The following is a 14573-nucleotide window of genomic DNA, read 5'->3' on the forward strand; positions in this document are numbered from 1 at the left end:
ATCCGCGACCGATCGGCACTTAAGCGCACGATAGAGAATACGAGGCCGTATCGAGGCGCCGATTTTCGTTCATTTTTAGAACACTTTTATAAGGTTGGCTATTCAGAAAACCGAGCATTAACTTTTCTTAAAGAGACCAGTTGGGGCTTGCGCTCGAGAAGGATTCATTTTACAGTGAAAGTGTCATGAACAGGAAATTATTCATTCTGTCCATCAGCCTGATCAGCCTGTTGGGAGGCTCCGCTTTCGGACGAACCCACACCGCTTCCAACCGATGCTCCCCCGAAGATAAAAAAGTAATTGGTTCCGAAGCCCGTTGTTTTGACGATGGAGGAATTGATATCGGGTACAACGGGACCAACGGCGCCAAGGTGGCCTGCATGCAGGATAAGCGCGTTCAGAAAACCTGCGGCCCGGACGGACGAACAACCCGGCTACAAGCGTACAGCCAGTGGTACGCCAAGGTGAAGCAGTTCGAATCGGATTGTGTGTCTAACGGAGGGATTTTTTCTTATGAGGACCCCAATTTTATCGAACCCCAGAATGAATCGTACTGTCTTCAGGCACAACCGGAGATCGGAACGGATATGTTCGAGGATTCTCTCTGCAACTACCGGAGCATCTGCCCTGCAGTGGCCGTGGCCTGCCAAAATTCCTGCGGGAATGATACGGCCGCTCGTCCGGAAGAGATGAGCGTTACCCTTCAGTCAGCCCAGGCCAATCTGCCGAGTCTCTCCGACCACTGACGCTGACCTTCCTCCCCGGATGTCGACCCCTCGACATTTCTTGAGCACAAAGAGAAACGCCGATGATTTGTTTTCTTGAATCGTAGATTGCCGTTATATGGACAAACGCTTGAACGCTGCGGCCGTTCTTGGCCTGATGAAGCATTTCAATCGGTTGGGGCCGTTTTCCTTTTTTCACCTGCTCGAAAATTTGCCGGAACAAGGTGCGGTCATCCGGCGGCATGAGCATATCGACCGGCTGGCCTTTGATTTCCTCGATGGAATAGCCGTACATCCGCTGGGCACCTTTATTCCAGCTTAGAATCTTTCCTTCCAGGTTCTGGCTGATGATCGCGTCGCCTGAAAGCTCGACCAATGTGGCCAGATGGTAGACCAAGTTCCTGGAACGCTCAATGACCCCGAATAGCCGCGTGAGCGCCTTGCTCAGCGCTCCCAATTCGCAGGAAGACTGTAATTCGATCTTGCGGCTGACATCTCCCGTGGAAGCCGCTTCCATGGCCGTTTGCAGTTTCCTCAGAGGTCCCCATAGATTTCGGGCCAACCACCGATCACATAAGAGGACCCACAAAAAGCAGCAGACCAGAAGGGCTCCGATCCGAAAACCGGTCGACGATAAGAAGGGCAATGGTTCCCACTCTACTAATTGATGAATGAGACGATCTTGTTGAGTAAAATGTTGCTGGGTATCGGAAAGCCTATGCGCAGAAGGGTCCCCGCAATACGTAAAAACAACCAACCCCAGGAAAAGGCTGAGTAAACCAACCTCCAACAAACACCAGCGAAACCGTAGATTTCCCATACCTTGGATATACGTCCAAAAAAGGCGAAAATCAACTGAAATTTACATTAGTTAACAATTAGTAGACAGCCGTCAGACGTCTGGCGGATTGCTTCGGCAATACGAATCGCCTCGCAACGACGGCTTTTTTTACACTGGTTGGTCTTGTCCTTCAAAGGCTAAGGTAGAATTTTCTGCAACTCCGTCATAAATGACTGTTCATTGATGACCAGATTGAGGGCTGTTTCACTCGCTTCCCCGATGATCTCATTCTTTTCCTGAACCAGGTTCTTCCATCGCTCAAATTCCCCATCGGCAAAAGACCACACCGAGACGCGCAACCCCTCTTCTTCGATGCCTTCAGCCTGCTGGCGAGCCTGATGCGGGAATGGGGTTAGAACAATAACCCGGGCCTGACGAAACCGTTTGGAGATCTTCTCCAATTTGTGCAGGGTCGTTTTCCCGCATTCGACCCAAAGGGTGGGCTGGTTTGTCAGATCTGCATTGAATAGATCGGGATAATACTCCTGCCCCTGGAGAGCCGGGTGCGTGGCGCCCATCTCAATTGTCGGATGTGATTCAAAGAAAAAAAGAGAGGCGGCCAACTTCAAAACCAAGTGTTCCCACGTTTCTTGGAGTCCGGTAAAAATCGTCAGGTTGGCGGGCTGATCGTTTAAGTGCAGGGTTGCGCGTAGCTTCATGGGCAGGATTAGTGAGCGGGATCAACGGGAAGAAGCTTCAGGTCATTGATAATTCGAAGGAATTCACACTCCGCGTCGTGGATCTGTGCGGGCGTGAGTAGCTGGCCGCGGTTAATTTCTTCGATCAAGACGCGCAGCGTGTCCGGCCGGATCGTCGGGGTTAACGCATCCAGAATCGGCGCTCCCATGACCTGCGGATAGGCGATAATGAGATACTTGATCATCCGCATGGACCCCTTCATCAGAATTTTTTGAAGGGATTCCCGGGATAAGGCTTTTAAGGCGCGAGCGCACGCATCCTGCATCATTTCCTCCTAAGCAAGACTCTTTCTAACGACGGCTGCGGCGGGCATATAAAAGCGCGTCGCGAATTGCATGAGAAGCAGCTTCCGCACCCGGGATCCTGTCTTTCTGAGCCTGATGGAGAGCCGGCAGCGCTTCCCGGGCTTTAACACCCAATTGCATGAGAATAGCGGCGGCATCGCTGCGCAACGACCGATCCCCCCCCTGCAAAAGACGAATCAAGTATGAAACAACCTCCGGATTAAAGTGCCCCGCCTGGGACAGCGCCTCCCGAGCGCAAAGCGTTCCTTCTCCCTCCGCGCTGAGATCCGCGACCAGCCGCTCAACCGCGATTCGGTCCCATGCTCCCATTTCCACAAGTTGCTCAGCCGCCAGACAGCGGACCATCGGATCGGGATCCCGCTGGGCGCGCGCAATCAGGGGCAAGGCGTCCCCGCGCCGGATCAGAATCTGTCTTAAAACACCCAATGAAGCGCGCTTCACTCGAACATCCGGGTCTTTCAATAACTGCAAAAGAACCCCCAGGGCAGGCCGGGAGCGTCCATCGAGCTCCGCCAACCAGCGAAGAGAAGCCAAACGCACCTCCGCGCCAGGGTCGCGGAGCGCCTCGGCCAGCACTGGAACCATTTCTTCTGTTGAAGAAGCGGTTTTTTTCAGCTGACCGATGGCCGACAGTCGAACGCTGTCGTTCTTGGACCGGCGCAAGGCAAATTGCAAGGTGGGCAAAAGTCCGCGATCCGGGGGGAAAGGCAGTGCCAATGCTCTGGCGGCATCTCGGCGCACGTCGCTGTCAGCATCAATCCCCAGCACGGTCAGAAGAGCCTGCTCTGCCTCTACCGGGAGCGTTTCGACCTGCCCCAGAACAGCAACAGCGTTACGCCTCACTCCGGGGCGCGGGTCCTGCAACAATTCCAGGAGCGGATCAACGGCTTGAGGCAAAAAAACACATAGTTGAGATATGGCGGAAACAAAACAAGGGGGCGCGGGATTTTCTTTTTTTAGCCGGGAGATCAAAACAGGAATGGATTTTTCGGCAGCAGGACCCATTTTAGCGATGGAGTTGGCCGCCTCGCATTGCACGGGCTCCCTCGGATCTCCCAAAGACTGGAGAAGCGCCGGGAGCTGCTGCGGATCAGGCGCGCCCACTTCGGAAAGCGCCACCTTGCTGGCTTGCGCCACATCCCTTTGTGGAGCGCTGACCCCCTGCAAAAGGGCCGGAATCGCTTCTTGCGCCGGGGGTCCGATCAGCGCGATCGCGATCGTCGCCCATTTTCGGGTGAATGGATCATTCGCCGGATCCAGGGACGGGATAAGCTGTTCAGCCACGCGTTGTTTCGCTTCGGATTCAAACCCTAGCAGATCCTGCTGGGCTCTTTTCCGGATAGTTTCATTGGGAGAAACGAGCCGTTGCTCCAGTGGCACGGTGCGCAGGAAGAGACGGTCTGAGCCGGCAATCACCCAGACGATGGCCAGAGGCGCCAGGAGAACCGCTCCGACATAAAACAAGCGTCTTGATCGCCGGGAAGAAAACTGTGGTATCAAACTCATTGAAACCAGATTCTAATATAAACAACGAATGGATTCTAATTCGTAGGCTGGTTGGCCGGGACAGCGGGGCTGGATGACAACAAATCTGAAGAGGCTTCTGTGCCGGCGGTTTCCGGGGGGAGAGTCGGCAACGTGCGGTGCGCCTTTTCCAAACGTTCAATGCGCTTGGCGATCAGCTCCCGTCCCTCATATTTCACGATGACCTGGTCACCGTAACCCAGTTCGCCGATTTCCACTGAATGCTCACGATCACTAATCTGCGTCTTCGAACTATAAGCGAACTCCACATTAAACCCATCTTCAACGGTCACGCGGATGACGCGGGAATCCGTATCGATAGACAAGATGGAGCCGTTCATCTGATTCATCCGCGGGACAACAACTGATGGATCGGCGGCCTTGATAGACAGTGCGGAGACCAGGAGAAAAAAAACAAAAAAGGCTTTGCGCATACGCCTATTTCCTAACAGGACATTCTAGTTTTCACAAGCGCTTTCTTTTCAGCTTTATTTTTAGATACGTTTTTATAGGTTTTGTAATAGTAAACTCTGCGAATATTTTATTATGTTCTTGACAATAAAAACAGCCTTATAGTAGAGTGTGAATCGCTCAAAAGAGCATGGCCTGCCAGGTCAGTATAAGTGAATTTGCTTCCTTAAATGTATCCCCTGAAGTCCTAAGGAGGTCCTTCTATGGGCCGTCATCTTAGGGAGCTTCAACAGTTGCGTTGCATTGATCTCAGCGTATCCATCTCGACCAAAACAGCCGAGCCGCAGCCCCCTAAAATCGAATATGTAGACCATCGTCATGCGGCCAAAGAACTGGCTGCCGTTGCAACGCAGTTGTTAAGGCAAGGCAGCGACAAAATGGTCCCCCCCCTGACCGAAAAAGCCTTTCCAGACAGCCTCGGGCTAGCAAACGAAAACCTTTATTTAGATTCTCACGCAGGGACACACATGGATGCCCCCTGGCATTTTGGGCCGCTCTGTCAAGGTCAGACCGCCAAAACCATTGACCAAGTGCCACTGGAATGGTGCTTTGGCCCGGGGGTTATTCTGGACCTTCGCCATAAGCAACCAGGAGAAGAAATTACGCCCCTCGACCTTGAAAAAGCTTTGAAACAAATCCACCACACGCTGCAGCCAAAAGACATTGTTCTACTCATGACCGGGGCTGACAAGCATTGCGACCAACCCGACTATTTTTCAGCGTATGCCGGCATGGGACGCGAAGCCACTTTGTGGCTGCTCGACCGGGGGATCAAAGTGATCGGGATCGATGGATGGGGTTTCGACCGGCCTGCAGGGAATATGCTGCGGGATTACCTCCGCACTCAGGACTCCTCCTGCCTTTTGCCGGCGCATATGGTCGGACGGGAGCGGGAATACTGTCACATTGAGAAGTTGGCCAACCTGGAACAGGTCCCGGTATCCCACGGATTCCTGTTCTGTTGTTTCCCCGTCAAAATTGAGCGCGGCAGCGCCGGCTGGGTGCGTGCGGTGGCTCTGGTGGAGGACCCCCTATGCTCTTAGAAGATGCCATTGAGATTGATTGCCCCCCGGCTCCTCTTTTCAAATTGATCAGCGATGTAGAGCACCACGTTAATCTGCTCCCGGGGTACCTTGAAAGTTCCATTGTGGAACGTCGAGCGGACACCTTTGTTCTGCAACGAGAGGCCATCATCCATGGACGAGTGCGTCGCTGGAAATCGGAAGTGTCTTTGGAAGAAGGGTGCTCAATTCACTTCCGGCAATTGGAGGGTCCCTTAGAAGGGATGCGCGTTCATTGGGACATGGAGCCGAAAGGCCAAGCGACCAAACTTCGCATTGTGCATGATGTGCGCGTGAAGCCCTGGTGGAAAAAGTGGTGGCTGGAACGCTGGATCGCCAAGCCCGCTATCGAAAAAACAGCCCGAGCAGTCCTGGAAGCGATTAAACGAGCAGCGGAAATGCGGGAGAAACAATGAACACGGTTTCACTTTTCATCACGATTTTTCTGGTCTTAAGCCTCGGCTTCCGGCTGACGCGCCTCGTCATCGCGATTCGCAAAGCCAAATTTCGGAATTCAGGGCGCACGGCAGCAAGACCCATGTTCTGGATCATGACTATCAGCTATGTGGTTTTTCTGGTTCTCTGCGTCATGGAAAACCAGCGCCGCTTAAATGCTTTTTCATGGGCTTTGTCTTTCGCAGGTTTATTCCTTTATCTCACGTCATTGACGCTTCGCGAAAAAGCCATGCATGACCTAGGCCGTTTCTTCAGCCCAGACATCGAGATCCGTCATCAGCATCAAGTTGTGAAAACGGGTTTCTACCGCTATGTCCGCCATCCACTTCTGGCCTGCATGGCTTTGGAAATTGTCGGGCTGGGGATGGTCTTCAATGCCTACGCAACATTGATATTTGTCGGATTTGGCGTTTACATGCCCCTTATTTACCTCAGGAAATGGCTGGAAGAACGTACGCTTCGAGCCGCCCTCGGAGAGGCGTATCGAGTTTACGAACGTGAGGTTGGGGCGTTCTGGCCGCGCTGGAATATCCTTTCCCGATTTCACAGAAACTGATCATGACTAAACGTGTGGTTGTAACGGGTATCGGGGTCGTAGCGCCGAATGGGCTAGGGAAGGAAGCGTTCTGGCAGGCGCTGACGAATGGACTCTCAGGGGTCCGACCCATTCGGCGCTTCGACTCCAGCTCGTTAGACACCCACATCGCGGGAGAAGTCACAGACCTGGATCCGCTGGTGTATTTCGAACCCCACGAACTTAAAAAGGTCGACCGCAGCAATATCTTTGCGGTAGCCGCCGGAGCCATGGCCATCCAGGACGCGGGGTTGGACCTGGCCCGTGAAAATCCGGAACGGATCGGCAGTTCCATCGGGAATGCCGTCTGCGGCATCGAGTATGCCCAGAAAGAAAGCGATGTCGTCTACAGCAAAGGCCCACGGTGGGGAAGCCCTTATCTCGCGATTGCGTTTTTCCCCTGCGGTTCCAATGGGCTTCTTTCGATCCGTTTTAACATGAAGGGCCCTGTGCTTACTTTCAGCAACGGCAACACCTCCGGTTCCGATGCGGTCGGGATGGCCTACCGATTGATCCGCAATGGCAAAGCGGATGTGATGATGGCCGGCGGGATTGAGGCGCCTCTGATCCCTTTATGTGTCGGATCGCTGGCGCGCGATGGGTGGCTATCTAAGAACAACGATTCTCCCGGAAAAGCCTCCCGTCCCTTTGACCGTTCAGCCGACGGCATGGTTCTCAGCGAGGGGGCTGGGATTTTGATCCTGGAAAACCTGGAGCACGCCAAAACCCGCAGCGCCCGGATTTATGCGGAAGTCGGTGGCTATTCCAGCGCGAACAGCGCTTTTGATGTGTTTCATCCTGAACCGAATGGAATGGGAATCGTGCGCACCATGAAAATGGCTCTTCAGGAAGCGCAAATACCCTTGACGCAAGTCGACTGGGTGAATGCTCAAGGATTCTCCATCCCCGTTTACGATCAGATGGAAAGCCGCTGCATGCAGGAGGTCTTTGGCCCGATTGGGCATCGCCCCCGCATCAGCGCGATCAGCTCCTGGATCGGCAACCCAATCGGGGCGCTGGGAGGAATCCAGGCGGCTCTCTCAGCTCTGGCGCTGGAGCGCCAGACCTTCCCGCCAACAGACAATTTGGACGACCCGGATCCGGCGTATCCGCTGCATTGGATGAAGCGGCACCCGGAACCAGGTCCCGTGAATGTTGTTGTTCAAAACTCGTACTGCTTCATGGGGAAGAACAGCTCACTCGTTTTCCGGAGGGTGACATGAGTAAGCGTCGTGTGGTCATCACCGGTATCGGCGTGGTTGCCCCCAACGGCATCGGCAAGGACGCTTTCTGGAACGCTCTCGTAAACGGCCAGAATGCCATCGGTCCCATTACCCGTTTTGATGCCAGCTCGTTTTCAACCCGGTTTGGCGGAGAGGTAAAAAACTTCACACCGCATCCGCGCATCCCGGCTGAGCATTTACCGCAGATGGACCGGGCTTATCAACTGGGGGTTACCGCTGCTCTGCAGGCCGTTGAAGATGCCGGGATGGAGCTGGAATGCCTCGATCGGACCCGCGGGGGCGTCTACATGGGGCTTGGAATAGCCGGGTTGGACGGTTATGAGCGCGATTTCCGGCTTCTGAAAGAAGCTGGCCTCCCGGCTGTTCACAAGAACTGGTATCACAGTTGGTTCCCCAGCGCCTGCTCCGGCTACATCTCACTCATTCTTGGGTTCCAGGGAAGCAGCCAAGTCGTTTCCACGGGGTGCTCCTCTTCGCTTGATGCCACAGGAATGGCTTTCCAATCAATTCGCGACGGCTGGGAAGACTTCGCCCTGGCTGGCGGTACAGAAGCGCCGCTGACGCCGGTGTGCCTGAACTCGTTTTGTTCGATGCGCGCTTTATCGACGCGCAACGACGACCCCACCCATGCCAGCCGACCCTTTGATAAGGACCGGGATGGCTTTATTTTGTCGGAAGGGGGCGCGGTGGTTGTTCTAGAGTCGCTGGAACACGCCAAGGCCCGCGGCGCTCCTATCTACGCCGAATTGAAGGGATATGGCACCACGTCCAACGCCTACCACATGACAGCGCCGGATCCCTCCGCTATTCAAACCGCACGGGCCTTCCGGCTGGCGCTGGAGGACGCGGAGGTGCCGAACGAATCCATTGGACTTTTTATGGCGCATGGCAGCTCCACTCCTTTGAACGAAACAGTGGAAACGTTGGCTGTGAAAAAGGCTTTCGGGAATCACGCGCAACGAATGCTTTTGATGAGCATTAAATCCATGATCGGCCATACGCTGGGGTCTGCCGGTATCCTTCAGATCATTTCGGCCGCCCTGTCTTTGGTCCATCAGATGGCGCCACCGACCATTAACTATGAAGCGCAGGACCCCTCCTGTGATCTGGATTGTGTACCGAATCACGCGCGGGAGGTGTCTTTATCCGCCGTCTTGGTAAACTCCGCAGGATTTTCAGGTAAAAACAGCGCTGCCGTTTTAGCAGCCTATAACTAATTGGAGGCTCCCATGCTTGAAACGCTTCAAAAGCAAAAACAAAAAGAAGAGACGGATATCAGCCCAATTCCTCTATACCAGCTGGCCTTGGGATTTGCGGCCACAAAAGTTCTCCTGGTTGCTCAACGCCTTGGATTTTTTGCTGCTCTGGCCAAAGGATCGAGAACAGCAGGGGAGATTGCGAAAGCAAAAAAAATGCCGAGCCACACAACAGAAATGCTTTTAAACGCCTGTGTATCATTGAAACTCTGTGAGAAAAGTGATGGGGCTTACCGGAACACCCCCTTGACTCAGCGGTTTCTTGTCCCGGGCCAGCGTGGATATCTGGGCGATTTCATGGGTCATTTTAACGACCATATGTATCCTGCCTGGATCCATTTGGAAGAGGCGATCAAAACAGGTCACGCTCAAATCCAGCAAGTCATTGGCCAAACCGATGATCACTTTTTCCAAGCTATTGATCGCCAAACCAAAGATCTCGAGAACTTTATGCAAACCATGGAGGAACACAGCCAGCTGGAAGGCGATGCGCTCGCGCATGTTTATGACTTTTCCCCCCATAAAGAACTCCTGGATGTTGCAGGAGGTACCGGGGCTATGTCGGTCGCCATTTTGGAGCGTCACCCTCACCTGCGGGTAACGGTTTTTGATCGGCCCCCCGTGTGCGAGATAGCGGCTCGCAATCTGCAAAAAATAGGCCTTCAAAACTGTGTCCGTTTGGTTGCCGGTGATTTTTTTACCGACCCTTTACCCAAAACAGCGGATGTTCTTCTGCTTTCCGGGATTTTGCACAACTGGGCCCCTGAAAACGCCCGCCGGATCCTCACCCAATGCGCCGAAGCCTGCAAACCAGGCGGCACGCTTCTCATCAGCGAGCAAGTGCTCAACGACGCCAAAACAGAGCCCTTACCGGCGACCTTGTGCTCTCTCAACATGCTCGTGATGCTGGAGGGCGCCCAAGAGTACAGCCGGGCGGAGTTCGAGGCGATGCTTACGGATACGGGTTTTTGCCTGGAAGAGATCCGTCCTACCGGGGCAGGACGACAACTTCTTATTGCGCGTCGAAAGTAGTCTCTGCTATTGAGCCATTTTTCTCCCTTCCCTCGAATGCCTTTAGGGGGGGAGGGAGAACTTTTTCCCCGCTGGAACTCCGGCAATGGACTTTGTACACTCTGTCCACTAATACTGTCTAATTTCCTTTCTTACTGATAAGATAATTATTCATAGGTTTCAGTGATGCTGTTCTGGTTCTCGCCGGTGTTTCTGACGATGCAATTAACTTTTTTTGGTCTGGCTGATTCAGGGGGGCTGATTAACCGCTGCATTTCGTTTCCTTGATTATTTTCGGGCCAAGCTGCATGTTGAATTAAATGCGGGTTATTCAATACGAAAGGATAGACCATCTAATATGAAAAGAGAAGTGTGTCTTGTGTTGGGCTTGTTTATGGGGATCTTGGCATTTTCAACGTGCGCATGGGCCGGCGCTTTCGAAGGACCCGGACTTGGACCGCGTGCCACCAGCATGGGAGGCGCTTTTATCGGCGTTGCAGATGACTGGACAGCACTTTATTGGAATCCAGCCGGACTTGCTCAATTGACTGGCTCAGGCATTAATTCTTCTTTGGAATACCTGCACGCTCGAGCACATGATTCAAACGGTTTAGCCAATCCGGTCCCCCCTTTGGCATCAGCCAACATCCTTCGGGGAGACGCCTTTGTCCAATTGGGAGGAGAACCGGCGCAGTTTAATGCGCTGGATTCTTCATTCGGCGTTCCATTGCCGGCGATCGGTTATTACAAAACCTGGAAAGGCTTTACCGGAGCCATCGGGTCTTATGCCCCTTTAGGGTTTGCCCAAGAAACAAAGGACCAGTCGGTCCCGGGCTATGACGTCACTTTTAAGAGCAGGGGATACATTCTGCACCATAACATAAGTCTTTCGCGGGAAGTCTGGCATGGCGTTTATCTTGGAGCTGGAACGAATCTGATCCAGGCTCATATGGAGCGCTCGGCGGATAAGACCGCTCCGACAGAGAAGTATGCTTCCTCCTCTTCCGCCAACGGGGTCGGAATTCAAGGCGTCTTCGGCATCCTGGCCCGACTGAATGATCGCTTACGGGTTGGGGGTGTTTATCGCACCGGATATGATGTGACCCTTCACGGAAGAGCATCGCTTTCGGATTCCCTGTTCCCGCTCACAATCCCGGGGCTTGGAACGTTTCAAAACGAATTCAGCGATTATCAGCAAGTGCTGCGTGATCCAACCACGTTTGGGGTCGGCCTTTCCTTTAAGCTGCTTCCTACGCTGATGCTGGCCGCTGACTGGCAGCGCACCCAGTGGAGCGCCTCGCGCGTGGACGTCAGTTTTGACACTCCGGGGATGAGCCTTCAAAATCAACGTCTGGACCCCGGCTGGAACTCGACCTCTCGCTATCGCCTCGGCTTAGAGTGGAAACCCGTTAAAGCCTGGGGTGTGCAGCTGGGTTATTTTCGGGATCCCCGGGCGGTCTCTTTTGAGACTCAGAGTTTAACGCAACTGGTTGACGTGGACCTTCGCTACTACACCGCCGGCTTTACCTATCAACGAGGCAGCTGGCGCTGGAGCTTTGGAGAACAGTATGCCGTCGGGTCTGAACAATTGGGAAGCAGAAAACTGCGCAAGGAAGCGACTTCAACCGCTGTCAGCATTGGCTATCTATGGGGATCGTGATACTACTACTTCCAGAACTTAATCTCTATAACCTTCCCGTTCTGCTTGCCGCGATTTTGAACGCGGGGCTTGTCCTTTTTGTCGTATCGATGCATGGAACAGGACAACCGATTCGCCGGGCCTTTGTCGTCTGGAATCTCGCCATATGTATATGGAATCTTGGCTCTTTCGGGGGTTATGGAGCCTCCTCTGAATTGGCCGCAGTTTGGTGGACTCGTCTTTGCGGTTTCGGTATTGTTTGGATTCCTGCCTTATTTTTACATTTGGTGTTGCTACTAAAAGGGCCCCGCACCAAACTCCAGGGCTATTTGCTTCATGGGCTTTATTTGATGGGCTCATTACTTTTGCTATTTTCCTTAACGAGTAAAAACTTTCTTGTCGTAGGTGCCATCCATCGATTCTGGGGATGGGCGCCCGTTGGAGGTTTGGGATCAACTCTCCTCGACTCTGTCATGGCCGTCAGTTCTGTTTATTCGTTAGTTCTTTTGAGGTCCGCCGTACGTCAGTCCTTTGATGTACAACGAAATCAATTGCTGTATGTATTTTGGGGCGCATTGATCGGCTACGTGGGGGGGGGTCTGAATGTTCTGGCTATTCATGGCGTCGAGATTTACCCCTATGGGAACTTTTTCAACATCCTTTACAGCCTGGCCGTGGCCTATGCCATCGTTTCTTACCAGTGGATGGACATCCGGCTGGCGCTCCGGCAGAGCGTGGTGTATGGCTCGCTCGGTACGGCTTTAACGCTGACGTATATCGCCATGGTGTTTATCATCGACAAGCTTCTGGCGGCCAGTTCCAGCAGCAATCCCTGGGGCGCCTGGCTGCTGGCAATGCCTCCAACCGTCCTCGCCACGCCGACACTGAAAAACAAGATCCAGCCCTGGGTGGAGCAGCACCTTTTTTCAGAATGGCAATGGCTCAAACAGAAATTAGAGGATCTGGGGATATTAGTGTGTACGTGCCTGGATCTTCAGAAAATCGGGGAGGCGGTTATTCGCTGCAGTCTGGAAGACCTGCAAGTGGAACACGCTTCTCTTTGGCTGTGGGACCCGGCCCACGAGCGATTGAATTGCGTTGCAACCCAAGGATTGACTTCGGCCATGTCGGGAGACTCTTTTCGTCCGGAGTGGCTGGAGCAAACCGGGCATCGGCCCCTGTTCACGCGGGATCTGGAGTGGCGGTTGAACATTAACCCTGTCGAGAATACCAACTTGTTCCCTTTGCGTGACTGGCTTCTCGCCCATCAAGCCGCCACGTTGGTCCCCGTTCATTTTCAGAATCATTTCCTTGGAGTTTGGCTACTGGGCGCACGCCACGCCAGAGACATGTGGCCGCGTGAAATCACGCAGAAGTTTCAAGCGGTCGCCAACCAGTTGGCGCTGGCGATGAACATGTCAATGATGGTTCAAAAGTTCGAGAAACAACGCGGGTTACTGGAGAAGACGCGCGAGATGGCGGCGATGGGGATTCTGGCGACGGAGTTGGCGCATGAACTGGCCCAACCCCTGACCCGGATTCTGAACGCCGAAGCCGGTTTGCAGCAAACCTTAAAGGGAGAATCGTCGGAGGGCCTGGCGCGAATTGAAAAAGAAACGCTTCGAGCATCCGAAATCCTCGAAAGCTTTACCATGCTTTCTCCACAGATGTCCCTGCAGCGAACAGCCATCCCGGTGGCGGATTTAATCGATGAGGCGATTGATCTCCTTGGGATTCAAGACGACCCGGCTATTCACCTGGTCAAGGAGATCGATCACTCCGCCACCGCTTTCATTCATCGCGGCCAGATTGTGCAGGTGCTGACCAATCTCATCCAGAACGCCCGGCAAGCCATGCCGGACGGAGGGACCCTGACGATCTCCCTGCAGTCCCTCACAAACCTCGTTGAGATTAGTATCATGGATACCGGTGCCGGCATCCCGCCGGAAGCGCGGGATCGTGTTTTTGACGCCTTTTTCACCACCAAGCAGCAGGTCGGCCGCAGAGGGGTCGGCTTGACCCTGAGCCGGGCGATGGTGGAACGTCACGGCGGGACCATCCGCCTGGAAAGCCCTATCACCGCGACAGGGGGCACCCGGGCCCTTGTTCATCTGCCGATAATGCCAATGGAGGAACGCCATGAGACGTGATACCGCGCGAATTTTGATTGTCGATGACGACCGTGAAAATGGGCTTTTTCTCCAGGAACAACTCTCAAATCAAATCGCCAAAGCCCTTTGGATCCTTGACCCCCGTCAAGCCCTTCAGCAGGTCCGCCGGGGGTGTTTTCAGGTCGGTATTCTGGATCTCAAGATGCCGCGCATGGACGGCGTTGAGCTTTTCCAGAGGATTCGCGAAAAAGATCCGGAAATAGGGCTGATCATTTTAACCGCTTATCCTTCGGTGGATACCGCCCTGGCCACCCTGAAAACCGGGGCTTATGATTACGTGAAGAAACCTTACAAGATTGATGACTTGAAAGCCGTGGTCAAACGGTTACTCGAAGAGAAGGGATTTTTTCAGGACAACGAAATTGTCGTTAACCAGCGAATAGGGCAACGGATCAAAGAGTTCCGCCTGCGCCGGAATTGGACCATCACCAAACTGGCCGCCCAAACACAACTCTCCAAAAGTCTGATTTCTCAAATCGAAAACGCCAAGAATTCAGCCTCTCTGCTCAGCCTCTCTAAAATTGCCAGGCGGCTCAATGTCCGGGTCACAGACCTCGTCCAGGATCTATAACCTAAAACGTCATTCCCCGCGGCCA

15 protein-coding genes are annotated in these 14573 nt (G+C 53.7%); 10 read left to right on the plus strand and 5 right to left on the minus strand.

The genetic code is table 11. The annotated features are described in order from the left end of the window. Positions 1–185: 185 nt before the first annotated feature. Positions 186–746 carry a hypothetical protein gene (locus WC859_03895; GenBank protein ID MFA5975289.1) on the plus strand — a complete coding sequence of 187 codons (561 nt, stop codon included), beginning with the start codon at positions 186–188 and terminating at the stop codon, positions 744–746. Here the strand turns inward: WC859_03895 and WC859_03900 are convergent. From WC859_03900 to WC859_03920, 5 genes are all read right to left on the minus strand, one after another. Further along, complete coding sequence (locus WC859_03900) at positions 697–1545, minus strand: PAS domain S-box protein (protein ID MFA5975290.1); 849 nt, start codon at positions 1543–1545, stop codon at positions 697–699. The genes WC859_03895 and WC859_03900 overlap by 50 nt on opposite strands. A gap of 158 nt (positions 1546–1703) precedes the next feature. Continuing rightward, a complete protein-coding gene (locus WC859_03905; GenBank protein MFA5975291.1) occupies positions 1704–2225 on the minus strand; it encodes a YaeQ family protein in 522 nt (173 codons plus the stop codon). 8 nt (positions 2226–2233) lie between these two features. Further along, the gene (locus WC859_03910) at positions 2234–2533 is read right to left on the minus strand and encodes a hypothetical protein (GenBank protein MFA5975292.1); all 300 of its coding nucleotides are present in this window, start codon (positions 2531–2533) and stop codon (positions 2234–2236) included. A 22-nt stretch (positions 2534–2555) separates the two neighbouring features. Then, on the minus strand, positions 2556–4076 hold the full coding sequence (locus tag WC859_03915) for a HEAT repeat domain-containing protein (GenBank protein ID MFA5975293.1): 1521 nt from the start codon (positions 4074–4076) through the stop codon (positions 2556–2558). A gap of 35 nt (positions 4077–4111) precedes the next feature. Next, entirely contained in the window at positions 4112–4528 is a 417-nt protein-coding gene (locus WC859_03920) for a hypothetical protein (protein MFA5975294.1), read from the minus strand. 240 nt (positions 4529–4768) lie between these two features. On the opposite strand from WC859_03920, the gene WC859_03925 reads away from it, so the two are divergent. The 9 genes from WC859_03925 to WC859_03965 all read left to right on the plus strand — a co-directional run bounded on the left by WC859_03925 (position 4769) and on the right by WC859_03965 (position 14548). Continuing rightward, positions 4769–5608 carry a cyclase family protein gene (locus tag WC859_03925; GenBank protein MFA5975295.1) on the plus strand — a complete coding sequence of 280 codons (840 nt, stop codon included), beginning with the start codon at positions 4769–4771 and terminating at the stop codon, positions 5606–5608. Continuing rightward, positions 5599–6042, plus strand: coding sequence for an SRPBCC family protein (locus WC859_03930; protein ID MFA5975296.1), 444 nt, complete (start codon positions 5599–5601; stop codon positions 6040–6042). The genes WC859_03925 and WC859_03930 overlap by 10 nt, the downstream gene beginning before the upstream one ends. After that, positions 6039–6638 (plus strand): isoprenylcysteine carboxylmethyltransferase family protein, encoded by a 600-nt coding sequence (locus WC859_03935; protein ID MFA5975297.1) that lies wholly within the window; start codon positions 6039–6041, stop codon positions 6636–6638. Before WC859_03930 ends, WC859_03935 begins: the two co-directional genes overlap by 4 nt. Before the next feature lie 2 nt (positions 6639–6640). Beyond that, complete coding sequence (locus WC859_03940) at positions 6641–7879, plus strand: beta-ketoacyl-[acyl-carrier-protein] synthase family protein (GenBank protein MFA5975298.1); 1239 nt, start codon at positions 6641–6643, stop codon at positions 7877–7879. Beyond that, the gene (locus tag WC859_03945) at positions 7876–9117 is read left to right on the plus strand and encodes a beta-ketoacyl-ACP synthase II (GenBank protein ID MFA5975299.1); all 1242 of its coding nucleotides are present in this window, start codon (positions 7876–7878) and stop codon (positions 9115–9117) included. The genes WC859_03940 and WC859_03945 overlap by 4 nt, the downstream gene beginning before the upstream one ends. A gap of 12 nt (positions 9118–9129) precedes the next feature. Beyond that, on the plus strand, positions 9130–10188 hold the full coding sequence (locus WC859_03950; GenBank protein MFA5975300.1) for a methyltransferase: 1059 nt from the start codon (positions 9130–9132) through the stop codon (positions 10186–10188). A gap of 337 nt (positions 10189–10525) precedes the next feature. Continuing rightward, positions 10526–11827, plus strand: coding sequence for an outer membrane protein transport protein (locus tag WC859_03955; protein ID MFA5975301.1), 1302 nt, complete (start codon positions 10526–10528; stop codon positions 11825–11827). Further along, the gene (locus WC859_03960; GenBank protein ID MFA5975302.1) at positions 11815–13956 is read left to right on the plus strand and encodes an ATP-binding protein; all 2142 of its coding nucleotides are present in this window, start codon (positions 11815–11817) and stop codon (positions 13954–13956) included. Before WC859_03955 ends, WC859_03960 begins: the two co-directional genes overlap by 13 nt. Next, positions 13946–14548 (plus strand): response regulator, encoded by a 603-nt coding sequence (locus tag WC859_03965; GenBank protein MFA5975303.1) that lies wholly within the window; start codon positions 13946–13948, stop codon positions 14546–14548. Before WC859_03960 ends, WC859_03965 begins: the two co-directional genes overlap by 11 nt. Positions 14549–14573 lie beyond the last annotated feature (25 nt).

It is taken from the genome of Elusimicrobiota bacterium (genome assembly GCA_041660185.1).
Lineage (GTDB): Bacteria > Elusimicrobiota > Elusimicrobia > 2-01-FULL-59-12 > 2-01-FULL-59-12 > JBAZWU01.